Annotated in this window: 28 protein-coding genes; 7 read left to right on the top strand and 21 right to left on the bottom strand. The window is 33.2% G+C overall.

Annotated features, from left to right (window positions below; all coding sequences use genetic code 11):
- Nucleotides 1–66 precede the first annotated feature (66 nt).
- From CSUIS_RS08575 to pseA, 16 genes are all read right to left on the bottom strand, one after another.
- Nucleotides 67–861 carry a DUF262 domain-containing protein gene (locus tag CSUIS_RS08575; RefSeq protein WP_236860759.1) on the bottom strand — a complete coding sequence of 265 codons (795 nt, stop codon included), beginning with the start codon at nt 859–861 and terminating at the stop codon, nt 67–69.
- A gap of 37 nt (nt 862–898) precedes the next feature.
- The gene (gene mog / locus CSUIS_RS04215; protein ID WP_086297331.1) at nt 899–1,426 is read right to left on the bottom strand and encodes a molybdopterin adenylyltransferase; all 528 of its coding nucleotides are present in this window, start codon (nt 1,424–1,426) and stop codon (nt 899–901) included.
- On the bottom strand, nt 1,416–3,080 hold the full coding sequence (locus CSUIS_RS04210; RefSeq protein ID WP_086297329.1) for an AAA family ATPase: 1,665 nt from the start codon (nt 3,078–3,080) through the stop codon (nt 1,416–1,418). The genes mog and CSUIS_RS04210 overlap by 11 nt, the downstream gene beginning before the upstream one ends.
- Entirely contained in the window at nt 3,067–4,311 is a 1,245-nt protein-coding gene (gene mtaB, locus CSUIS_RS04205; protein WP_086297327.1) for a tRNA (N(6)-L-threonylcarbamoyladenosine(37)-C(2))-methylthiotransferase MtaB, read from the bottom strand. The genes CSUIS_RS04210 and mtaB overlap by 14 nt, the downstream gene beginning before the upstream one ends.
- Nucleotides 4,308–5,861, bottom strand: coding sequence for a mechanosensitive ion channel domain-containing protein (locus CSUIS_RS04200; RefSeq protein WP_086297325.1), 1,554 nt, complete (start codon nt 5,859–5,861; stop codon nt 4,308–4,310). Before CSUIS_RS04200 ends, mtaB begins: the two co-directional genes overlap by 4 nt.
- A complete protein-coding gene (gene aroB / locus CSUIS_RS04195; RefSeq protein WP_086297323.1) occupies nt 5,858–6,892 on the bottom strand; it encodes a 3-dehydroquinate synthase in 1,035 nt (344 codons plus the stop codon). Before aroB ends, CSUIS_RS04200 begins: the two co-directional genes overlap by 4 nt.
- A gap of 50 nt (nt 6,893–6,942) precedes the next feature.
- Complete coding sequence (locus CSUIS_RS04190; protein WP_086297321.1) at nt 6,943–8,181, bottom strand: RNA polymerase factor sigma-54; 1,239 nt, start codon at nt 8,179–8,181, stop codon at nt 6,943–6,945.
- A complete protein-coding gene (lptB, locus tag CSUIS_RS04185) occupies nt 8,181–8,909 on the bottom strand; it encodes an LPS export ABC transporter ATP-binding protein (RefSeq protein WP_086236711.1) in 729 nt (242 codons plus the stop codon). Before lptB ends, CSUIS_RS04190 begins: the two co-directional genes overlap by 1 nt.
- Nucleotides 8,902–9,294 carry a tRNA (adenosine(37)-N6)-threonylcarbamoyltransferase complex ATPase subunit type 1 TsaE gene (gene tsaE, locus CSUIS_RS04180; RefSeq protein ID WP_086297319.1) on the bottom strand — a complete coding sequence of 131 codons (393 nt, stop codon included), beginning with the start codon at nt 9,292–9,294 and terminating at the stop codon, nt 8,902–8,904. The genes lptB and tsaE overlap by 8 nt, the downstream gene beginning before the upstream one ends.
- Entirely contained in the window at nt 9,278–9,523 is a 246-nt protein-coding gene (locus tag CSUIS_RS04175) for an RNA-binding S4 domain-containing protein (protein WP_086236713.1), read from the bottom strand. The genes tsaE and CSUIS_RS04175 overlap by 17 nt, the downstream gene beginning before the upstream one ends.
- 97 nt (nt 9,524–9,620) lie before the next feature.
- Nucleotides 9,621–9,917, bottom strand: coding sequence for an HU family DNA-binding protein (locus CSUIS_RS04170; protein ID WP_086242107.1), 297 nt, complete (start codon nt 9,915–9,917; stop codon nt 9,621–9,623).
- A 163-nt stretch (nt 9,918–10,080) separates the two neighbouring features.
- The gene (murG, locus tag CSUIS_RS04165; RefSeq protein ID WP_086242108.1) at nt 10,081–11,085 is read right to left on the bottom strand and encodes an undecaprenyldiphospho-muramoylpentapeptide beta-N-acetylglucosaminyltransferase; all 1,005 of its coding nucleotides are present in this window, start codon (nt 11,083–11,085) and stop codon (nt 10,081–10,083) included.
- The gene (locus tag CSUIS_RS04160; protein ID WP_086297316.1) at nt 11,082–12,269 is read right to left on the bottom strand and encodes an FtsW/RodA/SpoVE family cell cycle protein; all 1,188 of its coding nucleotides are present in this window, start codon (nt 12,267–12,269) and stop codon (nt 11,082–11,084) included. Before CSUIS_RS04160 ends, murG begins: the two co-directional genes overlap by 4 nt.
- A gap of 12 nt (nt 12,270–12,281) precedes the next feature.
- Nucleotides 12,282–13,343 (bottom strand): tyrosine-type recombinase/integrase, encoded by a 1,062-nt coding sequence (locus CSUIS_RS04155; protein ID WP_086297314.1) that lies wholly within the window; start codon nt 13,341–13,343, stop codon nt 12,282–12,284.
- A 17-nt stretch (nt 13,344–13,360) separates the two neighbouring features.
- Nucleotides 13,361–14,587 (bottom strand): argininosuccinate synthase, encoded by a 1,227-nt coding sequence (locus CSUIS_RS04150; protein WP_086242110.1) that lies wholly within the window; start codon nt 14,585–14,587, stop codon nt 13,361–13,363.
- Between the two features lie 124 nt (nt 14,588–14,711).
- On the bottom strand, nt 14,712–15,848 hold the full coding sequence (gene pseA / locus CSUIS_RS04145; protein WP_086297311.1) for a pseudaminic acid biosynthesis protein PseA: 1,137 nt from the start codon (nt 15,846–15,848) through the stop codon (nt 14,712–14,714).
- 256 nt (nt 15,849–16,104) lie between these two features.
- On the opposite strand from pseA, the gene CSUIS_RS04140 reads away from it, so the two are divergent.
- Genes CSUIS_RS04140 through cysK form a run of 3 tightly spaced genes read left to right on the top strand, consistent with a single transcriptional unit; the run spans nt 16,105 to nt 18,704 of the window.
- Nucleotides 16,105–17,376, top strand: a complete 1,272-nt coding sequence (locus CSUIS_RS04140) for an O-acetylhomoserine aminocarboxypropyltransferase/cysteine synthase family protein (RefSeq protein ID WP_086297309.1) — start codon at nt 16,105–16,107, stop codon at nt 17,374–17,376.
- Entirely contained in the window at nt 17,373–17,786 is a 414-nt protein-coding gene (locus tag CSUIS_RS04135) for an RrF2 family transcriptional regulator (protein ID WP_086236721.1), read from the top strand. The genes CSUIS_RS04140 and CSUIS_RS04135 overlap by 4 nt, the downstream gene beginning before the upstream one ends.
- 9 nt (nt 17,787–17,795) lie before the next feature.
- Complete coding sequence (cysK, locus tag CSUIS_RS04130) at nt 17,796–18,704, top strand: cysteine synthase A (RefSeq protein ID WP_086297307.1); 909 nt, start codon at nt 17,796–17,798, stop codon at nt 18,702–18,704.
- 39 nt (nt 18,705–18,743) lie between these two features.
- Here cysK and CSUIS_RS04125 read toward each other — a convergent pair whose 3' ends face one another.
- From CSUIS_RS04125 to CSUIS_RS04105, 5 genes are all read right to left on the bottom strand, one after another.
- Nucleotides 18,744–19,151, bottom strand: a complete 408-nt coding sequence (locus tag CSUIS_RS04125) for a hypothetical protein (RefSeq protein WP_086236723.1) — start codon at nt 19,149–19,151, stop codon at nt 18,744–18,746.
- Between the two features lie 48 nt (nt 19,152–19,199).
- Complete coding sequence (locus CSUIS_RS04120; protein ID WP_086242113.1) at nt 19,200–19,682, bottom strand: ankyrin repeat domain-containing protein; 483 nt, start codon at nt 19,680–19,682, stop codon at nt 19,200–19,202.
- A 79-nt stretch (nt 19,683–19,761) separates the two neighbouring features.
- Nucleotides 19,762–21,195, bottom strand: coding sequence for a catalase (locus CSUIS_RS04115; protein WP_086297305.1), 1,434 nt, complete (start codon nt 21,193–21,195; stop codon nt 19,762–19,764).
- Between the two features lie 125 nt (nt 21,196–21,320).
- Nucleotides 21,321–23,690, bottom strand: a complete 2,370-nt coding sequence (gene lon, locus CSUIS_RS04110; protein WP_236860794.1) for an endopeptidase La — start codon at nt 23,688–23,690, stop codon at nt 21,321–21,323.
- A gap of 8 nt (nt 23,691–23,698) precedes the next feature.
- On the bottom strand, nt 23,699–24,346 hold the full coding sequence (locus tag CSUIS_RS04105; RefSeq protein ID WP_086242116.1) for an outer membrane protein assembly factor BamD: 648 nt from the start codon (nt 24,344–24,346) through the stop codon (nt 23,699–23,701).
- 161 nt (nt 24,347–24,507) lie between these two features.
- Between CSUIS_RS04105 and fliW the strand changes: the two genes are divergently transcribed.
- Genes fliW through CSUIS_RS04085 form a run of 4 tightly spaced genes read left to right on the top strand, consistent with a single transcriptional unit; the run spans nt 24,508 to nt 26,692 of the window.
- Nucleotides 24,508–24,897, top strand: a complete 390-nt coding sequence (gene fliW, locus CSUIS_RS04100) for a flagellar assembly protein FliW (RefSeq protein ID WP_086297299.1) — start codon at nt 24,508–24,510, stop codon at nt 24,895–24,897.
- Between the two features lie 36 nt (nt 24,898–24,933).
- Nucleotides 24,934–25,479 carry a hypothetical protein gene (locus tag CSUIS_RS04095; protein ID WP_141083156.1) on the top strand — a complete coding sequence of 182 codons (546 nt, stop codon included), beginning with the start codon at nt 24,934–24,936 and terminating at the stop codon, nt 25,477–25,479.
- The gene (locus CSUIS_RS04090; protein ID WP_086297297.1) at nt 25,476–26,258 is read left to right on the top strand and encodes a PilW family protein; all 783 of its coding nucleotides are present in this window, start codon (nt 25,476–25,478) and stop codon (nt 26,256–26,258) included. Before CSUIS_RS04095 ends, CSUIS_RS04090 begins: the two co-directional genes overlap by 4 nt.
- Nucleotides 26,255–26,692 (top strand): hypothetical protein, encoded by a 438-nt coding sequence (locus tag CSUIS_RS04085; RefSeq protein WP_086297295.1) that lies wholly within the window; start codon nt 26,255–26,257, stop codon nt 26,690–26,692. Before CSUIS_RS04090 ends, CSUIS_RS04085 begins: the two co-directional genes overlap by 4 nt.
- The last annotated feature ends 42 nt before the right edge of the window (nt 26,693–26,734 follow it).

Below are 26,734 nucleotides of genomic sequence, written 5' to 3'. Positions count from 1 at the left end.
GGAATAACTGTATCAACTTCACCATGCTCCGCTCTAATAATGTGCTCATATTGAGTAAATAAGAAACTAACATCTTCTTTTTTTAAGATAGTTTGAGTTTTGAATTTGATTTTCTAAAGCTTTCCACTCTTTTGCAAATTCCATTCTATCCTTATCATTTTTATTAGTAAAAATCAAGCCTTTAAAAATATCAGCTGGACTTAAGGAGACACCTCTATTGTTTAATGTATTAAAAATTCTTAAAGCTTTATCTCGACCATCACATTCAATTGGCAAAATTACACAATTTTGCAATAAACATAAACAAAAATTAAACCACTCTGTAGGTTTGTCTTTTGCTAATTCATCAATTTTATTTTGAAATAATATAAAATTTTTCTCATATAAAGATAATTTTTTACTCTCTTTATCAATAATTAAGTTATCTTTAAAAATATTTTCTAAGCTTTGATTGTCTAAATCTGTAGCCACTTCACTTTTAAAATGCACTTTATCAAAATCAATATTTCCAGTCAAGGGATTTATATCCCAAAGACAAGAAGCTAAATTATCCTTTAGCTTATCGATACCATTTTGCCCTCTTGCTTTTTCATATAATGCACGAATAAATAAACATAAAGTTGTCGTTCTTTGCTGTCCGTCAATAATGTTTTGTTTGCCATCTTCCTTATAAATCACCACAGAGCCTAAAAAATACTCTTCATCTTCTTCTTTATTTTCAAAGAAATTATAAACATCTTCCCATAACTGTTCGCACTCATCTTCGCTCCAAACATAATTCCTTTGATACATAGGGATTAAAAATTTATTTTTTGATAGATACTCAAAAATACTCTTTCTTTCCGCTCTCATTTCAGCCATCTGATCCTCCTAAATAACTTAAATTTTAAAGTTTAATCTACCTTTTCTTTGGTCTAAATACCTTTATTTTACTCTCATCGCACTCTATATACGCAGCACCTATTAGGTCTAGGCAGTATGGAATAGCTGGAAAAACCGGCTCTAGACACTCTCTTATCGCTTTTGGTTGGCCGGGCAGATTTACTATTAAAGTTTTATCTTTGATACCAGCAATTTGCCTTGATAAAATCGCTGTTGGAACATATTTTAAGCTCACACTACGCATTAACTCGCCAAAGCCAGGAAGTATCTTATCGCACACTGCTTTGGTCGCTTCAGGGGTTACATCTCTAGGGGCTGGTCCAGTCCCACCAGTGGTAAATACAATATCGCACCCTTGTGAGCATAACTCTATTAAGCTAGATTTTATCAGCTCATACTCATCGGGAATTACCTTATAGATAAACTCCAAATCCCCTACTATCCACTCTTTTAATAAATTTTGAATAGCCACGCCACTCTCATCAGCATATACCCCAGCACTTGCCCTATCACTTAGAGTTAAAACCCCTATTTTAGCCATTATTTATCCTTTGTATTATCATTATTACATCTGATTTGCTAGCTGATTCATTCTCTATTAAAAATGTTGATAATAGCTCTATCTCGGCTCTCATTTTAGCAACCAAATCATCTACTTGAGCTCGTATATCTTCTAAAAGTTTGCTAATTTCATCATCGCTAGATATGATTTTCTCTCCCATCGCATACTCATCTACTATTTTTTTAGCAATATTTTTAGCGATTTTTAAATCATCTTTGGAGTTAGTATATAACTCGCCTTTTATTAAATTCAGTGCTGAAATACCAGCTAAATGCACCTTTATAAGTCCTAAAAGATCGCTTTTTGAGCTTAAATATGTATCGCTAGCACCAAATTTATCATTTAAAAGTGAAATTTGATTAAAATTAATACCATAATATTCAGCCATAAGGGCTTTTGCTGATTGATATATGGCTTGGATTTGCTTCTCATTTTGATTTAAGCTATGAAGTGGCTTTTTGCCATCAATTACCCTATTTTCCACAGCTTTAAAATCATCATTAGTTATAATATCCTTACCATTTCTTAGAGCATTTATAGCCGCTTCATTGACTAAAGTCGCAATCGCCGCACCGCTAAATCCAGTTGTATTTCTAGCTACAATATCTATATCTACGCTATGCTTTTTATCTTGTAAATACATTTTAAGTATATCGCTTCTATCTGAAATATCAGGCAGACCTACATAAATTCTCCTATCAAATCTCCCGCTTCTTAGTAGCGCTTCATCCATCATCTCAATCTTATTTGTAGCAGCGATCACCACCACGCCACTACTACTTAAAAATCCATCCATCTCTGTAAGCAACTGATTAAGAGTAGCCTCTCTCTCATCGCTTCTATTGCCACCCCTTGCCTTGCCAACAGCATCAATCTCATCTATGAATATTATGCTTGGGGCATAGGTTTTAGCCATGCTAAATAGCTCACGCACCCGCTTTGCCCCCATTCCAGCATAAATTTGAACAAAATTAGCACCACTTTGGTAGAAAAACGGCACATTCGCCTCCCCTGCTACAGCCTTTGCTATTAAGGTTTTACCCACTCCAGGAGAGCCAACCATCAAGACACCCTTTGGCATTTTAATGCCTAAATTCGCATATTTAGCTGGATTTTTTAAAAAATCCACTATCTCGATTAATTCACTTTTAACCTCTTTTATACCAGCGACATCATCAAATGAGACATTTGATACTACTGGCGTAATCTGATTTGTGATATTTTGAGCTAGCTCTGCGTTTTTACTTTTAGGCTCTAGCCTTGCTATCTGTGGTAGAAATTTAAATGCCATAAATGCCATTACACCAAATATAATTAGAATAAGAAAAATCCATATAAATGAGCCATCGCCACTTATCTCTACAGCTACTTTTTGACCCAATTCATTTAAATTTATCATCTCTTTTGGGATTATGAAGCTTCTATTTTCTGTTTTTATTATCACTTCGTTATTATCAATTATAGCATTTTGTATGGCACCAGCTTGGAGATAATTATCATACTCTAATAGGGTAATTTTGCTAGGCATTGAGCGAAATATAGCAATTGCAAATAGCAAAACCAAAACCAAACTAGCCGCTACAATGATGGATTTTTTGTTAAATTTAGATAGTTTTATTTGATTAAATTTTAGCATAGTTAAATTCCTGCATTATTTCATAATCTGAGATATTTATCCACTCTTTTGATATATTTTTAGGGCTTTTTATCTTTATTTTATTATAATATTGATCCCAACCTTCATAAATATCATCATCGCAGCGTTTCTCAACTAAAATATTTAAAGGCTTATTAGAGTTATTTTGCCTAAATTTATAGTTATTATCAGCAACTATATTTTGAAGTGTTTTTAATCTCTCTTTGGCTGTTTTTGGATCTACATTTATAGGCATTGTGGCTGATTTTGTCCCGCTCCTTGGGCTAAAGATAAAAGCGTGAATGTGAGTAAGTGGAAATTTAACAAAATTTTCTAAAGCCTCACTCCATATTTTTGGCGTTTCGCCTGGATGAGCAACGATAAAATCCGTCCCAAGTGCAAATCCCATCGAGCTAAGCTCACAAAATAGATCCACATCTCTAAGTGCCCTATTTCGTCTATTCATAATAGTAAGCATATCTTGACTAGTATGCTGAAGTGCGATATGCAAATGACGCTCTAGCCACGGCTCAAGCAAAATCTCCTTAAAGCTCTCATCGATTTGACTAGGCTCAATGCTACCAAGGCGAATTCGCTTAATTCCACTAATTTTACCAAGTTTAGCTAATAACTTACCAAGAGTAGTAGAGCCTCCCTTGCCGTAGCTACCGATATTTGTCCCAGTTAAGACTAGTTCGCTATACCCGTTACTTGCTAAAATTTTAGCCTCATTTAATATAACGCTCTCATCAGTGCTTCTACTAAGACCACGCACACTTGGAATTATACAGTAGCTACAAGAAAAATCGCACCCCTCTTGAATTTTGATAAAAGCCTTAGTGTGATTTTCATAGTTGCTTACTATATTTTTATCAATAAAATTTAGATCACCTAGCTCATAAAATGGCTCACTCCTGCTTAGCATCTCATCTATTTTACTCTTATTACTCGCACCCAAAACTCCAAAAATAGCTGAATTTTTAAATAGCTCATCGCCTTTGCTAACTGCCCCACACCCTGTCAAAATAACCTTTTTGCCACTATTTCGCATACTATTTATATAGCTTCTTACTCCGCTATCAGCACCATTTGTAACAGTGCAAGAATTAACTACAACTATATCAGCCACGCTCTCATCATTTATAATCTCATAGTTTTTTACATAGCTTTTTAAAAGTTCGGTATCATAGATATTTGTTCTACAGCCAAATGTTTTAAAATATACTTTCAATCTATATTTTCCTTATTAAATTCTAATTGCTGATTTTCGATTTTGCCAAAGTGCCTTCCCATAAATAGAGTTTGAGTTGGGTATGCGATTTTAATATCGCTCTCAGCATTTAATGCCTCGACAATTTCAGCGCTAATAGTGCTTCTAAGCGCAAGCGTGCCATATGAATTATTCATATACCATACACTAATATTAATCCCATAAGGCTCAAAAAAGCTAAATATCCTAGGTTCTACATTTGTATTTTTAATATTGTATTGATCTCTAAGCTTATTCATCTGTTGCTTGGCAATATCAGTGTAGCCTTTTGAATACTTTCTTGCTATATTTTTAATAATATGCATAGCCTTTTTATGATTACTATCAAAGCTTAGCATTATATCGATTCCATCCCACACGGTTTTCATACCGCTGTGAGTGTAGTTAGCAATTAGCTCTGTAAATATATAGTTATTTGGTATAAATATAATTCTACCACTTCGGCGATTTACCTTATATGTAGTTAGCGTAATATCCTCATAAATTGTCATTCTAAGCAGACTAATATCGATAATATCGCCTACATAATCGCCATTTTGGTATCTTACACGAATTCTATCACCCACATGAAATGTCCCACCAAAGATAATCACGCTCCATCCAAGAAGACTCATAAACATATCCTTCATAGCAATAGCCAAACCAGCTGAAGCAAAACCAAGGATAGTTACCATATAGCTGACATTTTCTATATACGCAAAAAGCAAAATAAATATAATAATAGTAAAATTAATAACATTTATAAATTTATTTATTGTGTAGAATTTTTGATTATCTGTAAGATATTTTTTAGCTGTATATTTAAGCAAAAATCCAATCAAAATAACAATAAGAATGGTAAAAAATATAGTTAAAGTCTCTTTAATTTGTGATGTTAGGCTATCAGTAGCACGGTTAATAGTCTCATCTAATCTAGTTTGATATACTCCAAATGTAGTTGTAGCAATCTCTTTGGCTATATTAAATTCGCTTAAAGTTCTATTGATCTCAACTAAATTTGTATAGTTTGCTGTAGTTTTATTTGCGTCATAAATCTCTTGGAGTAAATTTTGCTTTTTACTAAGAATATCCACAGCCACCTCAAGTTGTGCTAAGCGACTATAATACTCAGCCTTTTGCCCCTTAAGACGCTTAATATATGAAAAACCGCCAATTATAGCAATTGGATTTGTGATCTTATACTCCTCTTCAATATCAGGCACGGCTAACATATTTTGAAATGGAGATCGCTCATACTCTTTTAAAAGCTCAATTTGCTCTTTTAAACTAGCCACTCTGCTACTAGCTTCTTCATAGTTTTGAGTGGATTTATCACTATTTTTTAGCTGATTTTGAGCCTGTTCTAACTCTAATAGTAGATTTTGATAAGTGTTATAATTAGCATATTTTATCAGCCAAATATTGCTCTTTAAGGCTGTATCTAATCTATTTATATTCTCATTTAGCTGATTTTGATCACCAGCCATTAAAATGGTGGTAAAAAATATTAAAAAAGCTATGATTTTACTCATTTAAATAGCCTTAAAACTTCAATTACTTGCTCTTTGGATATATCACTTTTTATGGTATTTGCTCCAATTCCATTTGGAAGAATAAATTTAATCACGCTATTTTCACTCTTTTTATCTAGGTTAAATGCGTCATAAAATGCGTATTCATCTTTTATTTTATACTTTGTTGGAAGGTCAAATTTGATTAGTAAATTCTCTATTCTATCAAGCTCCTTAACGCTCAAAAGCCCTAAATTTACTGCTAATTTATTTGCCATATTCATTCCTACAGCCACTGCCTCGCCGTGTAAAAGACCTTTATAATTTAGCTCATTTTCTATCACATGAGCAAAGGTATGACCATAATTTAATACCGCTCTTAAGCCTTTTTCACGCTCATCTTGGCTAACTACCATCGCTTTTAGCTCAACGCATCGCTTAATAATTTTGGTTAAATCATCTTGATTGTTTATATCACAACTTTCAAAAAATTCAAAAAACTTTTTATCAAACATCACTGCCATCTTAATTGCCTCAGCTATGCCAGCTACGAATTCACGACTAGGTAGGCTTTTTAAAAATTTACTTTGGCAATAGACTGCTTTGGGTTGATAGAAACTACCGATTAAATTTTTACCAAATTTATTATTTATGCCGGTTTTACCACCTACACTTGCATCTACTTGAGCTAAAAGCGTAGTAGGAATAGTGATAAAGTCAATCCCACGCTCATAAATACTAGCCACAAATCCGCTCATATCGCTAACCACCCCACCACCAAGGGCTATTATAGTGCTAGAGCGATCTAAGCGACTTACAAAAAGCTGCTCTAAAATATCTTCGATTGTAGCTAAATTTTTATACTCTTCTCCATCTGCAATGGTGATAACATACTTCTCATCAGCTTCGATTAGATCTAAAATTTCAGCTAAATATAGTCCGCCAACCTTAGAATTGGTAATTATAGATACCTTGCCTTTAAATTTGAGTTTATCAAGCTCATCTATATAGACTTTATAACTATTTTTATCTAAATTTATATCAATTTGCATATTTTATCCTTTTTTTGATTTTATCCAACTCACCTTTAATTACTCTTTAATTAGCCTTGAATTGCGTATAATTTTTTACGCTCACTTGAGCTAGCAATATTTAGCATTTTACGATATTTGGTTATAGTTCTGCGGACTAATTTTATATCAAATTCACTCTCAATCATAGCCAAAATCGCCTCATCGCTTAAAGGCTTTAATCTATTTTCATTCTTAATTAAGTTTAGCAAAAACTCCTTAATAGCGGCATTTGATACCTCTTTTGCCGCTGCTGCTGTAAAGAAATTTTTTAGTGGGACAATTCCTCGTTTGGAGCTTAGAAATTTATTTTGTATCGCACGGCTAATAGTAGATGGATTTCTGCCTAAATCATCAGCGATATCTTTTAGCTTCATAGGCTTTATATCTCCACCAAAGAAGTAGTCATATTGATATTCTATTATCATTAAACCAATCTTATAAAGCGTGGATTTACGCATCTCTAATGCATCGATTAGATCCTTTGCCTCTTTGATTTTACTAGATACAAACTCGCTTTTTTCATCAACTCCATCTATATCAATATTAATATGTGGATAAAATTCATCATTTACAGCCACCTCTATCGCACCATCATTATCATAAACAAAAATATCAGGAATAACTAATATATCACTATCCATATACTCTATTGCCGGGGGGTTTTTGAATTTTTTTATTATACTCATAGCGGCGTCATAATTTTTGCGTTTTGTAAATTTACTGATATTTTCAAAATTTTCTATAATCTCAACACAAAGCCTATATATCTCATCATCATCGCATAGATCATTAAGCTGAAATATAAAACTCTCCTTATAATCCACAGCCCCAACTCCAATAGGCTCTAAATAGGCAAATCTAGCACGAACTCTCTCAACTTCCTCCTTGCTAAAATTAGCAAATTTCTCATCACTCCACTCAAAATAGCCCTCATCACTAATAGACTCAATAATCAAATTTGCTATCTCTTTGGACTTTTGAGAAGGAAACAATCTATCATCGATTTGATTATATAGCTTTTCATAAAGGCTCTCTTTATAAATTATGTTTGATTCTATCGCATCACTTATGCTAGTTTTATATAGATCGTTATAAAAATTAATAGATCTACTTTTTGGATTTGGCTCTAGCTGAGCAAATGGGTTTTTTTCTAAAAATGGCTCTAAAGTCTCCTTTAGCTCATCACCAGAAGCTTGTAAAATAGGCAACCAGCTGCGAAGAGTTTGATTTAATTTAGTTTTAGCGGTGAGCTTTTGAGAGAGTTTCATTAGTCTAGCAATTTAAACTCTTCGCCAAGATAGTGAGTTCTAACCAAATTATTATTGGCTACATCTTTTGCGCTTCCACTAGCTAGCAAAGTTCCACTTTTAATCACATAAGCCCTATCACAGATCGCCAAAGTCTCTCGCACATTGTGATCTGTGATTAAAATTCCAATATTTAATTTTTTAAGATCATTTATAATACTTTGAATATCAGCCACAGCAATCGGATCTACCCCAGCAAATGGCTCATCAAGTAGTAAGAATTTTGGCATTATCATCAAGCTTCTAGCAATCTCACATCTACGCCTCTCTCCACCACTTAGACTAAGCCCTTTTCTAGTCCTAATAGGTTCAATATTTAATAAATTTAGCATCTCATCTACTTTTTGATCTATGATCTTACCATCTTTATATAGAATTTGTGCTGCTAAAATGAGATTTTCTTCTACTGTTAAATCTTTAAAAATACTGCTTTCTTGAGGTAAATATCCAATTCCTTGCATCGCTCTTTTATGTAAAGGATTGGCCGTAATATCATTTCCATCAAGTAAAATCTCGCCACTACTAGGCAAAATAAGCCCACAAATCATATAAAATGTAGTGGTCTTACCAGCTCCATTTGGCCCTAAGAGCCCCACTACTTCACCGCTTTTAATCTCAAGCGAAACCCCATTTATGATATTGGTTTTTTTAATATTTTTCTTTAAATTTCTAACCTCTAAGCTATGCATAACTCACCTCATAAATTCTCTCATCACCGCAAATTTCAATATCCACAATACACACATCAAGCCCATTTGTCTTAGCAAACTCAAGTAGCTCATCATCTGCCCACTCAATTATATGAAGTCCATCTTCATATAAATTCTCATATAATCCATTTTGTTTTAATGCTTTAAAGCCACCGCTATATATATCATAGTGATACACTCCATCATACTCTTGCATTATGCTAAAAGTTGGCGAAGTAACTAAATTTGAACTATTTATAATTGCCTTGCTAAGTGTAGTTTTACCACTAGCTAAATTTCCCCTAAGAGCGATAATTCCGCTATTTGGTAGCTCTTTTACAAGGCTATTAAGCTCATTTAAACCAAGTTTAAATCTCTTTGACATAGCTACTTTGCTCGCTTTTTGGGATTGATTTGGTCGTTGGGATAGCTAATACTTCATAGCTAATCTCTTTAACTAGGAATTTAATCGTAATCTTATCGCTGATTTTTACCTCTTTACTAGGCTTAGCTACAACTCCATTTATGCTTACTACGCCACTTTTACACATATCTTCGCTAATTGCACGGCGTTTAGTGATATTTACTGTATTTAAAAATTTATCTACTCTCATAGGAGTTATTTTAGCTAAATTTGGCTGAATTTTGATTTTAATTTATATATTTTATATAGTAGAGATAGCTCCCTCTTCATTTGAAGAGGGCAAGGGATTATTTTTTCTTGCAAGATTTGCAGTTAGCAACTGCATCTTTAAAGTTTTTACCAACTTTAAATTTAACAACTTTTTTAGCTGGAACTTTAACTTCTTTACCAGTGCTTGGAACTTTAGCCGTTCTGGCTGCTCTTTCAGTTACGCTAAAAGTACCAAAACCGACAAAAGTAACACTATCGCCTTTTGTTAGCACTTCGCTAATTGCTTCAAGCACACCATCAAGTGCAGCTTCTGCGTCTTTTTTTGTCAAGCTAGCTTTATTAGCTACTAGGCCTACAAATTCTGATTTTGTCATTGTTAATCCTTATGTGGAAATTTGCAATATAATTCTACACTATTTTACCGCTAAATTCAAGAGTTTAGCCTATTTTTACGCAAAAACAAGCCATTTTATACTAAATTTATATAGTTTTGACTTTAAATTTAGTATAAATAGCCATAAATTCACTATCTTTTTACTATTTTAAAATTGAGTTAATAATGGTTTTTGCACCATCTTTATCTATTAAAGATATTAATTTTTGCGATATATTTTTTAAATTTATGCTATAAATTATATTTATTAAACTATCTTTATCTATCTTATTTTGCTCTATTATCATTCCAGCGTCTTGGTCTTGTAAAAATTTAGCATTATGGAATTGATGGTTATTTGCAGCGTGCGGAAATGGTATAAAAAGTGTAGGTAAGCCATTTGCACAAAGCTCCCAAATAGTGCTAGCTCCAGCCCTACTAATGCAAAAATCAGCTCTATTCATAAAAAGCTCAATATCTTTACTAAAAGGGAAAACTTCAGCTTTTACGCCAATTTCTTCATATTTTTTACAAATTATCTCATACTCTTTTTGACCGCATTGATGGATAATTTTAACCCCATTTTTATCTAAATCTTTAGCCAAATTTACAGCTAATGAGTTGATAAAATTCGCCCCTTGTGAGCCACCAAGAAATAAAATTGTCTTTAAATTTTCTCGAACTCTTCTTGTTTTAAAAAATTTCTCATCAACAGGATAGCTAAATTTTGGCTCAAAATATGAGCTAAAAAACCCCTTAGCAAATGGCTTAAGGATTAAATTTAACCTACCAATCACAGCATTTTGCTCGTGAATATATAACTTTTTACCCCACATAATAGCACCAAATGCCGCTGGAGCTGCACTATATCCACCCACGCTAATAACTAAGCTAACCCCATGAGTACTAAAAATTTGCTTACATTTAAAAGATAGACTTAGTATATTAATTAAAGATTTTAATCTACCCAAACCTCGCTTATTTACCACACCACTGCTATTTAAAAAGTATGTAGCATCAAATATATCACTATTTTCAAACCACATTCTATCTTGTCCGCTACTTGAGCCTATAAATATCGTCTTAATGCCACGCGAATTTAGCTCATTAGCAAACGCTTTAGCAATAGCTAAATGTCCACCAGTCCCGCCACCTGTAATTGCTATCATGATAGATCTGCTTTCTTACTAACCATAAGCACCATTCCAACTCCTACACAAAGTGCTAAAATAGAGCTACCCCCATAACTCAAAAAAGGAACCGCAATCCCTTTAATAGGCGTAATTGATGTAATACCATATGAGTTGATTAAAAACGCCATCGTAATAATCGTCCCAACCCCTAAACTAAATAGATGATAAACTCTATTTTTATTTCTTGATGAAATTTTAAGTATCCTATAAATTGCAAATATCATTATCAAAGTAATACCAAAAATACCGATAAATCCAAGCTCTTCAGCGATTCCAGCTAATACAAAATCTGTATGAACTTCGCTTAAAAATCCAAGCTTAAATGTCCCATTTCCAAGCCCCACACCAAAAAATCCACCATGATATATAGCATTTAGCGAGTGGCCTATCTGATATGGCTCCTCTGCTCCACTTATCCGTAAAATATCAGCCATACTAGCTGGTAAAAATGACAATACAAAATCTTGATTTGTAACCCACCAAGACTGAAATCTCCTAATCCTATGCTCCTGAGTTATAATAGCAAAAAAGACTAAAATTACCCCAGCAAGACCAAATAAACCAAAAAATCTCTTACTAGTACCAGCAAATGTAGCTAAGACTATCAAAGTTAGTGCTAAAACCACCACTTGACCTAAATCTTTTTGTAAAATCGCAATCAAAAATACAGCAATAGCAAAAATAATAAAATATGGAAAAAGTAACATAAATTCATCTTTTAGCCGCTTTTTATTGTGATCTAGCTTTCTTGAAAAGCTCCAAGCTAAAAAAAACACAAAGCCAATTTTAAAAAACTCCACAGGAGATAAAGAGATAGGGCCAAATCTTATCCAACGCTTAGCCCCGCCAGTAATAGGCACAAGCGAAGTTGGCAAAAACTGCATTATAATCATTGCTAAAAATGAGCCAAAAAATAGCGTAAATCCTATCACTTCAAAAGATGTAAGTGAGCCGATCCATCTCTTATCTGGGTCAATTTGCGAAAGCTTCCACATAATAAAAATTCCAACAACCCCCACCAAAAACTGCCTAATAAAAAAGTGATAACTAGAAAAATCATAATAAAGCACGGTAAAAGCTGGTAGCGATAGCGAAAATATCATACCAATAGTAATAAGCACAACACAGGTATAAAATAGCCTAAAATCAACCTCGTACATATTTCTCCATCACTAATCATTTAGCTCTTCAGCTACCTTTGCGGCTAGCTTTAGTTTATCGCTATCAAAATGTGTATAAATTCTAGAAGTATCAAGACTAGCATGACCTAAAGCTTCTTGGACTAAGACTAGGTCTTTTTGCTTTTTATATAGCATTGTAGCAAATGTATGTCTAAGCATATGAGCACCATTTTTGCCTTTTCTAATACCAGCTTGAAATAAAATTTGCTCTACAATCCGACTTACATAAGCTTGAGTTAGCTTTCCGCCATTGCGATTGACAAATATATAGCCATCTTGATTTATATAATTAATAGCTATAGCATCTAAATGCGTATCAATCAAATGCTTTTTTACCATCACAACTCTATATTTATTGCCTTTGCCTCGTATCCTAATAATATATAAATCCCCTTCTTGGCTAATATCTTTTCGTTTTAAATTTATTGCTTCACTAACTCTAATTCCAGTAAAAACAATAATCTTTATAATAAGTCTATTTCTATGCGTATTACTCTTAAATTCAGCCGTATCGATAGCGGCTATAAATTTTTTTACCTCGTCTTCGCCCATAAATTCAGGTAGTTTAGCCCCTTGCTTTCCGCTGATACCACCCCAATTTTTAAGCTCGATATCAAAGATATGAGATTTGCCATTCTCTTCATTTTGCTTACTTAGATAACTAAAAAAATTGATAACTGCTATCCTATAATTTTTCTTACTTGCATCGCTTAGTGAGCCAGTAGCACTAGCTAATACTTCGCTTAATAGCTCTTCATCTATCTGAGAGAGACTCTCAAGATCATAATAATTTAGAGTCTCATATATCTTTTTAAGGGGGTTAAAATATGTGTTTATCCCAGTCAAACCAGCATTTCTAGCAACCTTAGCTAAGCCATCTAGCTCTTCAATATCCTTCACACCTTTAGTTAAAGCAAAATTTACACTAGCTAGGGCTTTTGGATCTTTTAGCTCTTTGTTTGATAGGGAATTTAACTTATATTTTACATATCTACTAAGCCAAAATAGCATAGAGCTTCGAAAATTATCTTTATAATCTAACTTATACTTCATGGCTTAGTAAAACTTTATTAATCAATTTTTCTACCATTTTTACCAGCGATGATAAAGCGAAGAGCATTTAATTTGATAAAGCCATTTGCGTCTTTTTGGTCATATACGCTATCTTCTTCAAATGTGCAATAAGCCTCGTTAAATAGATTATCACTCTTACTATCTCTACCAATTATTATCACATTGCCTTTATATAATTCCACTCTTACTATACCATTTACATGTTTTTGACTCTCATCGATTGCGGCTTGTAGCATCTTTCTTTCTGGAGAGAACCAATATCCATTATAGATTAATTTTGCATATCTTGGCATTAATTCATCTTTTAAATGAGCTGCTTCTCTATCTAGAGTTATACTCTCAATGGCTCTATGTGCTTTTAGCATTATTGTGCCTCCTGGAGTCTCATAGCATCCACGACTCTTCATACCTACATAGCGATTTTCAACTATATCAAGTCTGCCAACTCCATGCTTTGCCCCAAGTCTATTTAGCTCTTCAAGCATCTTACTAGCTTTTAACTCCTTGCCATTTAATGCTACTGGGTCGCCATTTTTATATGTGATTTCTATGATTTCGCTTTCATTTGGAGCATCTTTTGGGCTTGTTGTCCAACGCCACATATCATCTTCTGGAGCGTTATTTGGATCTTCTAAAATCAATCCTTCATATGAGATATGAAGTAAATTTGCATCCATTGAGTATGGGGATTTGCCTTTTTTCTTGCTTATATCTATTCCGTGCTTTGAAGCATATGCTAAAAGCTTTTCACGACTATCTAAATCCCACTCTCTCCAAGGTGCTATAACTTTGATATTTGGATTTAGAGCGTAAGCCCCTATCTCAAATCTTACTTGATCATTCCCCTTGCCTGTAGCGCCATGACTAATGCAATCAGCCCCAGTCTTTGCCGCTATCTCAACAAGTCTTTTTGCTATTAAAGGTCTAGCAATAGATGTGCCTAGTAGATACTCGCCTTCGTATATAGCATTGGCTCTAAACATAGGAAATACGAAATCTCTTACAAATTCCTCTTTTAAATCTTCGATAAAAATATTTTCAGGTTTTATACCAAGGCTAATAGCCTTTGCGCGAGCTGGTTCTACCTCTTCACCTTGACCAATATCAGCTGTGAATGTGACAACCTCGCACTTATACTCATCTTGTAGCCATTTTAAAATTATACTAGTATCAAGTCCGCCACTATAGGCCAAAACTACCTTTTTGACATCTTTTGCCTTCATTTTTACTCCCTTAAATAAAATGGAGTATTTTAGCCAAAATATGCTTAAGATTTGATATTTTGTATATTTGATTTATCTTAAATTTAAAATATTTGGAGCTAGAATTGCTCCAAATTTATATGGTTTATTTTAAGATTGTGCCATCTTTGCGAATTAGTGAGCCATCTATATCGCGTAAAAATTTGCCATTTTCATCACATTTAAAAATATCTTTATTGGTAAATGAATCTACAATTTCCCAAAATTCATCAGCACTAAATCCACTATATTCAAGATACTTTTTAATAGCTTTTTTAGGCGGCTTACCATCATATTTATTTACTAGCCTTACGCCCTGCTCTCTATCTATATATCCTAGTCTAATATCCATACAAGCATTATCAGTAGCCCTTCCAAAGCCGTATTTACAATATTTTATATAATCATGTAGATGGTTTGAGTAGCAATCTAAATTCTCAAAATTCTCATATGTAGTCTCAACAGGGCGATCAGAGCAGCTAAAGCCATTCTCTTTTGCAATTCTTAAGTTCTCTTTATAATCCCACTTCACATAATAGCCTAAAAATAGCCCAGTTACATTTACTCTTTTTAGCTCCTCATCGCTTGGATATGTGTAAAAATACAAATCTTCTTTAGTAAGTCCATCTACACCTATCATATCCTCTATACTACAACCCAAAAGCCCACCAAATCTATGTAGCCAAGATTTATCTAAGATATTATTATCCTTTGATGAGGCTGGGCCACCATACTCTAATTGCGGACTTTCGCCCCAAATTATTAGAGGAATTCCAAAATTTACAGCAATTCGTGGCACGCATGAAAAGATCCCAAGATGGTTTTGCCACTCATTATCCCCAGTCCTTTTAAATGCTGCTTTGGCTAGTTTTTTATAGACATTTGGATCTCTTTTTATATGGATAATATCAATTCCAAGTCTATTTAAATTTTTTAGATTTTTGCGACCTACTTTAGTTGGGATAGTAGGCTCAAAGCATACACAAAGCGGATTTAACCCTAAATTTAGCATTGTTAATACCTGAAAGTGAGAGTCCTTACCTCCACTTACACCAATTACACAATCATATATTGGATGTTTTTTATGCTTTTTGATAATCTCTAAAAACTCAGCCTTTCTACCATTCCAATCAATATCTAAATTCTTTCTCTCTTGAGATCTACACGCATCGCATACTCCCTCTTCATCAAAATACAAATTTGGCTTAGTATCTGGCATAACGCATCTTTTACAAAATTTCATCAATTCTCCTAAAATTTTAAAATTTTCGCCAAATTATACCCCAATTGAAAAAAAAAAAAATAAATTTGAAAAATTAATAATCAAATAAAATAATATATTTAAAATAAATATAAATCTACTATATAATTAAAATATCCGTTTTTACCAATAATAATTAGATAAATTTAATAAAATATAGATATATTATTGATTTACTTGACATTGTTAAAATTTTTTGATACAATTCGGTTATTAATTTTGATTAGAAGGAGATAAAATGCAAAAGGAAACTTTAGCAACCCATTATGGTTATGATACAAAGGTTGGCACAGGAGCTATGTCAGTGCCTATATATCAAAGCACGGCTTATGACTTTGGCACAGCTGAAACTGCTGCAAATAGATTTGCATTAAAAGAGCTAGGGCCTATCTATTCTCGTCTTACTAATCCAACACTTGATATATTTGAATCTCGTATAGCAGCACTTGAAAATGGCAAAGCAGCCATCAGCACCTCAAGTGGTCAAGCTGCGATATTCTTTGCGATTGCAAATTTAGCTGAAGCTGGTGATAATATAATAGTTGCTAAGAAAATTTATGGCGGTGCTACAACACTTCTAACTCATACTATAAAAAGATTTGGTATAAAGGCTAAAATATTTGATTCTGATAGTGCTGATGATTTAGAGGCATTGATAGATGATAATACTAAGGCTATATTTTTTGAAACTCTATCAAATCCACAAATTGCCATTGCAAATGTAGAAAAAATCGTTGAAATAGCAAATAAATATGGCATTGTAACAGTAGCCGATAACACTGTTGCTACTCCAATTTTATTTAATCCAATAAATAAAGGCGTAGATGTAGTAGTTCATAGTGCTAGTAAATATATAAGCGGTCAAGGTATTAGCGTAGCTGGTGCCATAGTAGCTGGTGAGCAACTAAATAAAAAATTAATAGGAAATAAAAGATATAATCACTTCAATGTAGCTGAAGATAGCTATCACGGATTAGTATATGCTGATTTAGTCGGAGCCTTTGATATATATACGCTAAGAATTCGCCTAAGCTTGTTAAGAGATATTGGTGCTACTCTTTCAGCGTTTAATGCTTGGCAGTTAATACAAGGCTTAGAAACTCTAAGCATAAGAGTTAAAGAGCACTCTAAAAATGCACTTAAAGTGGCTGAATTTTTAGAGTCTCATCCAAAGGTAAAATATGTAAATTATCCAGGATTAAAAAGCTCAAAGCTAAATGATTATGTCAAAGCAAATTTCACAGATGGTTTAGCTAGTGGGCTTTTAAGCTTTGAAGTGGCTGATTATGATACAGCTAAAAAAGTGCTTGATAGTGTTAAAATATTTAGCGTAGTAGTAAATATAGGCGATAGTAAATCTATAATAACCCATCCAGCTAGCACGACTCATCAGCAAATTCCAGTTGATGAGCTAGAAGCTACTGGTATTAGCCCAGGACTAATCCGCCTAAGCATAGGTCTAGAAAACGCTGATGATTTAATAAACGATCTAAAAGAAGCGTTAAAATGAGCCTACTTACCACCAAAGGCGTATATGGCTTAATGGCGATCTTAGAAATATCAAAAGGAGATAGGAGCAATCCCGTCTCCTTAAAAGAGATCTCCACAGCCATTGATGTCTCAAAAAACTATTTAGAACAACTCCTAAATAGCTTACGAAAAGATGGTATAGTAGGAAGTATAAAAGGTATTAAGGGTGGGTACTATCTTAGTAAAACTATAGATGAAATTACCCTTTATGATATATTTAACAGCTTAGAAAATGAATTTAATCTAATAAGCATAGAGCTAAATATTAGCCCATACGATATATTTTTCAAAGAGTATAATAATAAATTAAAAGAGCTATTTATGCAGCCTCTAAGCAGTATTAAAATAGACTCAAAACAAGCTGGTAAATATCTAAACTACATAATCTAAGGAATAAATATGAAAATTGCAAATAGTGTAAGTGAGTTAATCGGTAATACTCCTCTTATAAAAATAAATAAATTTGGAAATGAAGCAACTATCTTAGCTAAATGCGAATTTTTAAATCCTAGCCACTCTGTTAAAGATAGAATTGCGTTAAATATGATTGAGAATGCAATTGCTACTAATAAAATTGATAAAAGCACAACAATCATTGAGCCAACAAGTGGCAACACAGGCGTAGGACTAGCTATGATAGCAGCTGAGAGAGGGTTAAAAATCATTTTGACAATGCCAAGCTCAATGAGTATCGAGCGTCAAAAGCTACTTAAAGCATTTGGTGCTGAGCTTGTATTAACAGATCCAAAATATGGCATGCAAGGTGCAGTAGATGAAGCTTTAAGGCTATCAAAAGAGATTTCAAATAGCTTTATTCCAAGCCAATTTGACAATCCAGCTAACCCAGAGATGCATAAAAAGACAACAGCACTTGAAATTTGGAATGATACAGATGGCAAAGTGGATATAATAGTAGCTGGATTTGGCACTGGTGGAACGGTAAGTGGAGTTGGTGAGATACTAAAATCTAAAAATCCAAATATCAAAGTCATCGCCGTAGAACCAGCTAAATCACCACTTTTAAGCAAAGGCGAAGCTGGCCCTCATATGATCCAAGGTATAGGCGCAAACTTCATACCAAAAAATTTAAATAGAGATATTGTAGATGAGTTTATCACAGTATCAAATGAAGATGCCATCGCTACAGCTAAAGCACTAGCTCAAAAAGAGGGTCTATTAGTAGGTATATCAAGTGGTGCAAATATATACGCTGCTAGCCAAGTAGCCAAAGCAAATCCAGGCAAAACAATAGTAACAATCCTATGCGATACTGGCGAAAGATATTTATCAACCGTGCTTTATGATTAAAATTTGGAGTGGATTCACTCCAAATTTGTATTTATAAAATTATAAAAGTGTAAAAAGCTTTTTAAGCGTGTTATCTTTTAAATTTTGGGTTTTAAAACCATAATTATTTTCTTGTAGCTCTTTTTTATATCTACTTAGCGTATCTTCTATACTAGCTAAGGCTGCGGCCTTATCTTTTGGCGACATATTTTGCATATCAAGAGCCTTTAATAGCTCAGCTCTTTTACGCTCAATTTGCTCTTTGATTTTGTCATTATTCATCATTGTGATGGTTGCCATAATGCCATATTGCATTATATTATCTTTAAAATTTTGAGTTATATCTGATGAGTTGCTACCATCTGTAAGATTAGAACTCATCTGCTCTAAAATATCGCTAAAATCGCTATTTGATTGAGATTTAGATATATATTGAGTGTAGCTATTTAGATTGTTATTTACTTGCATATCTATCCTTTAAAATTTAGATATATCAAGCAAATTTAATTCCAAATTTTAAGCTTTTTCTCTTTTAAATTTAGCTATTAAATTAAGAAATTTTAAGCTAATTATCTTTAGAAATCCACGCTTTTTACTCTTGCTTAGTAGATATTTGGCTATCTCTTGTCTATTAAACATCACAGCAAAGCTATATGGAGTAAGCCCCATTCCATTATTTGCATCTATATCGGCACCATTTTCGACTAAAAGCTTTGTCATTTCAAGATTACCTTTAAAGCACACACCAGCAAGAGGAGTTTGCCCTCTATCATTTCTCTCATCTACTCTAGCACCTTTTTGGATAAGCATTTTTGTAGTTTCTAATGATCCATTATATGCTGCTAGCATAAGCAAGCTATCGCCTTTATGATTTTTTAAATTTGGACTAAGTCCCGCATCTATCATCTTTTCAAGCTCATTTGTTTCGTTATTTCTAGCGAAGTTAAAGGCATATCCACATAGCTCTTCATATCGCTTTTCTTCTTCTGGAGTTATCATCTTTCTATCCTTATTGCAAATTTAAATTGCACCTTTGTGATACTTAAATTTACAATATCTCCCCAAGATGGGGAGCTTTTTATTTAGCTAATGCTACTTTTACGCCATCAGCGTAAGATGGGTCAATTTGGTTAAAGTGATTAATAGCTCTTTGAATTATCTCATCTTTAACCCCCTCCATACTCGCTGCGATATTAGAATAAAGCCTATTTTTCTCATCAGCTGGAAGGATATTATATAGAGATCTTGCATCAGTATAGTAATCAGCATAATACTCTCTATGACTAAATCTTTGTGCCACATCACCAATAGCTAGATCTGGCTCAGCGAATTTATCGCTCTCTACTGGACCACCAAAACTATTTGGCTCATAGTAAGCGTGTGATTCTTGCTTATAGCTACCATTATTCATAGATCCGCCAACATAATAGTTATTTACATCTACTATAGGTTTATTTACATTAAGTTGTTGATAATGCACACCTATTCTATATCTTTGAGCATCTGGATAGCTGAAAATTCTAGCTTGAAGCATTCTATCTGGGCTATAGCCAATACCTGGAACTATATTGCTTGGGCTAAATGCTGCTTGTTCTACTTCATTAAAGTAGTTTTCAGGATTTTTATTTAAAGTCATCACGCCAACTGGTATTAGTGGATACTCAGCATGAGGCCAAATTTTAGTTAGATCAAATGGGTTAAATTTGCAATTATTTGCTTGTTCTTCGGTCATAATTTGTATTTTAAAATCCCATTTTGGAAAATCGCCTTTATCTATACTATTATATAGATCTCTTTGGTGGCTCTCTCTATCATTAGCGACTATTTTTGCTGCTTCTTCGTTTGTTAAATTTTTTATACCTTGGCGAGTTTTAAAGTGGAATTTAACCCAAAATCTCTCACCTTTAGCATTTATAAGGCTATAAGTATGAGAGCCAAATCCATGCATATGGCGATAACTAGCTGGAATTCCACGATCGCTCATAAGTATCATTACTTGATGCATTGTCTCAGGGTTTAAAGTCCAAAAATCCCAGGCGGCATTATTTGATCGTAAATGAGTTTTTGGATCTCTTTTTTGTGAGTGGATAAAGTCTGGGAATTTCATACCATCTTTTATAAAAAATGTTGGAGTGTTATTTCCTACTAGATCCCAGTTGCCCTCTTTTGTATAAAATTTGATAGCAAATCCACGCACATCTCTTTCAGCGTCAGCTGCACCAGCCTCTCCAGCAACTGTTGAAAAACGGATAAATAATTTTGTTTTTTCGCCTTTTTGTAAAACAGAAGCCTTTGTATATTTAGATATATCTTCTGTAATCTCTAATTCTCCATAAGCTCCACTACCCTTTGCATGGACTGTTCTTTCTGGAATTCTCTCTCTATTTTGAAATGCTAGTTTCTCAATTAATTGATAATCTTGAAGTAGCACCGGCCCTCTAGCACCAGCTGTGATACTAAATTGATTTGAGCTAATTGGATTTCCACTAGCTGTGTTTAATTGTTTTGCCATATTCTTTCCTTCTTAATAAATTTGGTTTGTTTTGAAATTATATATAAATTTAAATAATATTTTTTAAATAAGAAAAATTATTATTTAAATTTATACCCCTATTTTGGGATATAAATTTAAATAACCTACTTTACAAGTGCGATCTTTAACACATCTAAAATCGTATCTACAGGGATAATATCCATATTATCAATGACTTGCTGTGGAATATCTTTTAGATCTCTATCATAATTTTTACTAGGGATTATCGCTCTTTTAACCCCAGCCTTATAAGCTGCTATCAACTTCTCTTTTAACCCTCCAATTGGCAAGACCTTGCCACTTAGCGTGATCTCGCCAGTCATAGCCACATCGCTATAAATTGGCGTATCGCTCAAAATAGAAGCAATCACGGTAGTCATAGTGATTCCAGCACTTGGGCCATCTTTTGGCGTGGCACCTTCAGGGACATGAATATGCAAGTCATAACTATCATATACAGCTTTTTCTTTATCTTTATCGTCTTTTTGGATTAAATTTTTAGGAATTTTAATCTCGCCTCTATCTATCAAGCTCTTAACCAAGCTAAAAGCAATTGTAGCAGACTCTTTCATCACATCGCCTAATTGACCTGTTATTTGCATAGCTCCTTTGCCTTTGATCTTTATGGCTTCTATCTTTAATACATCTCCACCAACAGCCGTCCAAGCTAAGCCATTTGCGATACCAATCTCATTTTTATTGCCTACAATCTCTATCTCAAATACCTTTTTATCTAGATAGTTTTCTAAATTTTTTGTAGTTATTGATACTTTTTGAGTTGTGTTATTTAGAATTTCTAAGGCTGATTTTCTTAATATATCAGCTATTCTATGTCGCAAATTTCTTACTCCGCTCTCTCTAGTGTAATCACTAATTAAAAGATTTAAAGCATCTTTTTTGATTGTTACTTCGCTACTTTTTAGTCCATGTTTTTTAAGCTCATTTGGCCACAAATATCGCTTTGCTATCTCAAATTTCTCTTGTGGAGTATAGCTATTTAGCCAGATAAATTCCATTCTATCACGAAGTGGTGCTGGTATGGCACTAGCGTCATTTGCGGTAGCTATAAATATCACCTTGCTTAAATCTATATGAAAATTTAGGTAGTAATCACGAAATTTGCTATTTTGCTCTGGGTCTAATATCTCTAGCAACACAGCAGTCGGATCGCCCTTATAAGATCTAGCAATCTTATCAATCTCATCTAAAACCACAACAGGATTCATACTCTTAGCTTCAATCAATCCTTGGACAATTCGCCCTGGCATAGCTCCTATATATGTTCGGCGATGACCTCTTAGCTCATTTACATCCTCTAATCCACCAAGTGCGATACGCACAAGCTCACGCTTTAAGGCATTAGAGATTGAATTTGCTAAGCTAGTTTTGCCAATCCCTGGAGGTCCTACAAAGCACAAAATAGCTCCATTATTATCCTCAAGCCCCCTACTATGTAAAAGCTCTTTAAGCCCAAAATACTCTACAATTCTTCTTTTTGGCTTTTCTAATCCAAAGTGATCGCTATCTAGCTCTTTTTGGACATCTTTGACTGTTAAATTCTTAGTGCTAAAATTGCCAAATGGAATATCAAGCACCCAATCTAAATAGCTAGTAGTCATGCTAGATTCTGCGCTATCTGCGTGGAGTTTGCTTAGTTTTGTTATATTTTTATCAATCTCTTTATAAGCATCTTCGCTCATAAATTTTTGTTTGCTTTTTAATCTATTTTTATATTGAGCTATTTGGGCTTCTTTGTCTAAATCTATACCTAGCTCACGCTGAATCTCTTTTAACTGCTCTTTTAAAAAATACTCTTTATTGGCTCTATCGATTTTAGAAGTAACTTTGGTTTTTATCTCTTTTTGGAGCTTGTTTGTCTCTATTTGAGTATTTACATACTCTATAATATCTAAAATCTTCTTTTCTAAATTCATCTCTATAAAGAATTTATACGCTATATCTTTTTTAAGATGTAAGGCACTACATACAAGATCACAAACCCTATTAGCCTCATTGCTATCATCAATAGTACGAAGTAGATCTGGTGGAAAAAAGTGATTTAATAGGCTTAAGTTTTTCACACTCTCTTTTAATACACCCAAACTAGCCTTAACTCTATTTATGTCATAATCATCTAAATTTACACTTTGTACTTTAGCAGTAAGTGGGTCTATATCTATAGGCATTACTATCTTGCCGATATTTAATCCCTGAAATAGAATTTTTACCCTACCATCTGGCATAGCTACCCGTCTCATCACATTGCCTACTACGCCAAATTCATATATACTATCAAAATCCCTCTCTCCATCCTTTGATGGCTTGGAGCAGACTACCATTACAGATGTGGAGTCTTTTATGGCTAGATCTAATGCTTTGATATTTTTCTCATCGCTTAAAAATATAGGCGTAATCATAAATGGGTATAAAAATAGCTCATCTTCAACTATAATTGGTAAATTTACTAAACTCATCATCTCTCCTACTCAAATGGCGTCATATACCAAGGCAATTTTGCCTTAGTGGAGTTAATATCATTTAAAGGCGAGTTATCAACCTTATCTTGATATATCGCAGCTGAATCTGGTCTATCAAGCTTATCATAAAGATTATAAATATCGGAATTTAAGTAATATTCAGCTAATCTAAATTTAACAAGCATAGTCTCTATAAGTGCTTTATACTGAGTATTTGGGTAATTATTTAAAAATTCATTAATTTGAGAAATGCTCTCTTGGATCAATTTTTGATTACGATTTGGCTTAGAAAATGAGTCGAAATTTGCTTTAATTTTAAGATATTGAATATACTCAATACTCTCTTTTGTGCCATATTTTTTGATATACTCATCTAGATAAAAATTTGCCATTTTATACTCTTCTTCATCTACATGAGCATTAGCTAAGATTATTAAGACTTGCTCTAAATATGGACTAGCCACATGCTCACTAGCAAATGATATATAGTGTTTATTAGCAGTTTCTAAATCAGCATCTTTTATATCATCTAAAATTTGTTTATACCACTGATCTGGAGTAAGATTATATAATTCATTATCCTTTTTAGCTCCGCAACCTGCTAATAGTGTCAAAGATATGACAAATATAGCAGATTTGAATTTCATATTCATTGTAATTTCCTTGATTTATTATTGAATTTAGTGATTATAACAATATTTTGGTAAATTTATGTATTATTAGCAAAAAATTATATATTTTACATTTTAAACTCTATGAATTTGGAATAAAAAATGCTACAATATCACAAACCAAAATTTTTAAGGAGAGTAAAGTGAAATATTCTGTAAAAAACCCCATTCCAGGCTTTGAAAGTATAAAAGAAGTTGAGATAACTAAGATTGATGATTTTTTTGTCAAAATGCAAGATGTTGATAGTAAAACATCATTTACTATGATTAATCCATATGCACTTCGTCCTGATTATGAATTTGACATTCCAACACCATATAAAAATCTACTTGAAATAGATGAAAATTCGCAATTAGAGCTTTATGCAATTGTAGCTATTAGTAGCCCAATTGAAGAATCTACTGTGAATTTCTTAGCACCTGTGCTTTGTAATACCACATCTGCTACATTAGCACAGATCGTTTTAGATAATCGCTACTATCCAAATTTTGGTCAAGCAGAGAAAATTAGCAATTATGTCCAAAAACAATAATTTGCTTATAGTGGCTCTTATTTGAGCCACGAATTTATGCGTTATGCCTTCTCATCGATTGAGTTAGTTATCTCAATTATCATTGTATCGATTGGAGTTTATTCGATACCATCAATAATACAAATCTCACATAAAAGTGCTAGTGATATGATTTTATCCCAAGCAATTAGCCAAAGCTATACTAAAATGTTAAATATAATCTCACACCCATGGAGTGATAGCATAGATCCAGCCCTACCCCAGCCCATCTACCACAGCGATACTCTACCGCTAAATTCACTTACTAGCAGACAGATATCTCAAATTTCGCCAAATAATATAAATAATAATAAAAATAGCATAAATGGATTTGATGGCGATAGCGGAGTATTAAAAGCTAGCTCAAAAAGTTTGCTAAATTTAGACTATTTAATTAAGGTTAAATTTGTAGATAAGCCAAATGGTATCAGCTCAAGTGATGCTATGCAAATTAGCATATCAACAAAAGCAAATGATCAATTAATTATACTAAATTCATATAGCTACAATATTGGCGAACCACTAATCAAAAGCCTCATAATCCCAGCAAAAGAGCAGCCGTGAGAAGAGCATTTAGCCTAATAGAGATGATAATCTGTATTGTCGTCGGGGTAATTTTAATAGGGGTAATAATACAAATATATAATCTCTTATATAGCAATTACCTTCACACATCATCGCTTAACAAGCTAGAATCTAGCTCCATAAATACTATGCTAATTATAGAAAATTATCTAAATCAAAGCATTAAAGAATCAATATCTATAAAAAGCAATAATCAAATTCTCCCACTTCATACTAGCATAAATTCAGATGAGTTTATATGGTTTAATCAAAGTGTAGAGAGTCGTCAAAATAGTAGTAGCCAATTTAAGTGGAGCGGATTTGTAGATATTGATAATTTAGAGATTAAGCAAAATTTAATTACTATTAATTCACCTCTAAGTAGCCTTAACTCTAGTTTAAAAGATAGGATTATAAATAATCTTAAATTTGATAATGATGATATAAGAGTGATATTTAAAGGTAGTGATAATATCTATCAAAACGCATATAAAATTCTAAGCTCAAATGGCGAAAATATCACAATCCAAAGAGAAAATCAACCAATTTTTATAAGTGAAATTTACTATCTAAGCCACAATCTAATATCGCTAAAACTACAAGATAACACTCTAATCTTAAATGAATTTAGCCCAAAAAACCTAAATTCACCCATTAGAAGTAATATCTTAGCCACCAATGTAAGCTCATTTAATATCAAACAAAATGGAGGCAATATAATCTTTAGTCTATGTATGTTTGATAATGATGTAGAGCTTTGTAAAAGTAGCGGAATATGAGAGGTGGATTTAGCTTGATTTTGACTATAGTTTTTATACTTGCCATCTCAAGCATCGCCTTAAATATTATAACCATAAACTCAACCACAATCTCTATGACAAACCAGCTATATCTACACTCCCAAGCAAAATTAATAGCTATCTCATCTACACAAAATGCCATTGCTAATATCCAGCGTAATGACTTTGATAAAAGCTGTCCGAGCCAATTTACGCTATATTATCCAAATAATGGAGATTATATGCTAAAATCCGTAGTTACAATCAAATATATCGGCGGTAAAATGCCTAAAACTTGTAATGCTCAAATTTGGAAAGAGAGCAAAGATAGTAGCGGTATAAAAGCAGCCATAATGCATACTTTAGTAAATTCCAATCCAAATCTACTAATAACCCCAGTAAATATAAGTAAAATAACCACTCAAAAGCCCTAAATAAGATTATTTATGATAAAATAGGTCCAATTTTTCAAAGGA

The sequence above is a fragment of the Campylobacter porcelli genome (assembly GCF_002139855.1).
Classification (GTDB): domain Bacteria; phylum Campylobacterota; class Campylobacteria; order Campylobacterales; family Campylobacteraceae; genus Campylobacter; species Campylobacter porcelli.
Note: the sequence above shows the minus strand (reverse complement) of the source record. Positions and strands in the feature narration are given on the sequence as shown.

Bases quoted from the DNA above. Each gene is read 5' to 3' on its own strand.
- lon (WP_236860794.1), bottom strand. From the start codon at position 23,690: ATGAGTTTAGTAAATTTACCAATTATAGTTGAAGATGAGCTATTTTTA.
- CSUIS_RS04125 (WP_086236723.1), bottom strand. From the start codon at position 19,151: ATGCAAGTAAATAACAATCTAAATAGCTACACTCAATATATATCTAAA.
- CSUIS_RS04210 (WP_086297329.1), bottom strand. From the start codon at position 3,080: ATGCTAAAATTTAATCAAATAAAACTATCTAAATTTAACAAAAAATCC.
- CSUIS_RS04140 (WP_086297309.1), top strand. From the start codon at position 16,105: ATGCAAAAGGAAACTTTAGCAACCCATTATGGTTATGATACAAAGGTT.
- CSUIS_RS04200 (WP_086297325.1), bottom strand. From the start codon at position 5,861: ATGAGTAAAATCATAGCTTTTTTAATATTTTTTACCACCATTTTAATG.
- CSUIS_RS04095 (WP_141083156.1), top strand. From the start codon at position 24,934: ATGCGTTATGCCTTCTCATCGATTGAGTTAGTTATCTCAATTATCATT.
- cysK (WP_086297307.1), top strand. From the start codon at position 17,796: ATGAAAATTGCAAATAGTGTAAGTGAGTTAATCGGTAATACTCCTCTT.
- CSUIS_RS04135 (WP_086236721.1), top strand. From the start codon at position 17,373: ATGAGCCTACTTACCACCAAAGGCGTATATGGCTTAATGGCGATCTTA.
- CSUIS_RS04085 (WP_086297295.1), top strand. From the start codon at position 26,255: ATGAGAGGTGGATTTAGCTTGATTTTGACTATAGTTTTTATACTTGCC.
- murG (WP_086242108.1), bottom strand. From the start codon at position 11,085: ATGATAGCAATTACAGGTGGCGGGACTGGTGGACATTTAGCTATTGCT.
- CSUIS_RS04115 (WP_086297305.1), bottom strand. From the start codon at position 21,195: ATGGCAAAACAATTAAACACAGCTAGTGGAAATCCAATTAGCTCAAAT.
- CSUIS_RS04160 (WP_086297316.1), bottom strand. From the start codon at position 12,269: ATGTACGAGGTTGATTTTAGGCTATTTTATACCTGTGTTGTGCTTATT.
- tsaE (WP_086297319.1), bottom strand. From the start codon at position 9,294: ATGTCAAAGAGATTTAAACTTGGTTTAAATGAGCTTAATAGCCTTGTA.
- aroB (WP_086297323.1), bottom strand. From the start codon at position 6,892: ATGCAAATTGATATAAATTTAGATAAAAATAGTTATAAAGTCTATATA.
- CSUIS_RS04190 (WP_086297321.1), bottom strand. From the start codon at position 8,181: ATGAAACTCTCTCAAAAGCTCACCGCTAAAACTAAATTAAATCAAACT.
- CSUIS_RS04120 (WP_086242113.1), bottom strand. From the start codon at position 19,682: ATGATAACTCCAGAAGAAGAAAAGCGATATGAAGAGCTATGTGGATAT.
- CSUIS_RS08575 (WP_236860759.1), bottom strand. From the start codon at position 861: ATGGCTGAAATGAGAGCGGAAAGAAAGAGTATTTTTGAGTATCTATCA.
- CSUIS_RS04170 (WP_086242107.1), bottom strand. From the start codon at position 9,917: ATGACAAAATCAGAATTTGTAGGCCTAGTAGCTAATAAAGCTAGCTTG.
- pseA (WP_086297311.1), bottom strand. From the start codon at position 15,848: ATGAAATTTTGTAAAAGATGCGTTATGCCAGATACTAAGCCAAATTTG.
- lptB (WP_086236711.1), bottom strand. From the start codon at position 8,909: ATGCATAGCTTAGAGGTTAGAAATTTAAAGAAAAATATTAAAAAAACC.
- CSUIS_RS04150 (WP_086242110.1), bottom strand. From the start codon at position 14,587: ATGAAGGCAAAAGATGTCAAAAAGGTAGTTTTGGCCTATAGTGGCGGA.
- CSUIS_RS04105 (WP_086242116.1), bottom strand. From the start codon at position 24,346: ATGAATATGAAATTCAAATCTGCTATATTTGTCATATCTTTGACACTA.
- CSUIS_RS04175 (WP_086236713.1), bottom strand. From the start codon at position 9,523: ATGAGAGTAGATAAATTTTTAAATACAGTAAATATCACTAAACGCCGT.
- CSUIS_RS04155 (WP_086297314.1), bottom strand. From the start codon at position 13,343: ATGAAGTATAAGTTAGATTATAAAGATAATTTTCGAAGCTCTATGCTA.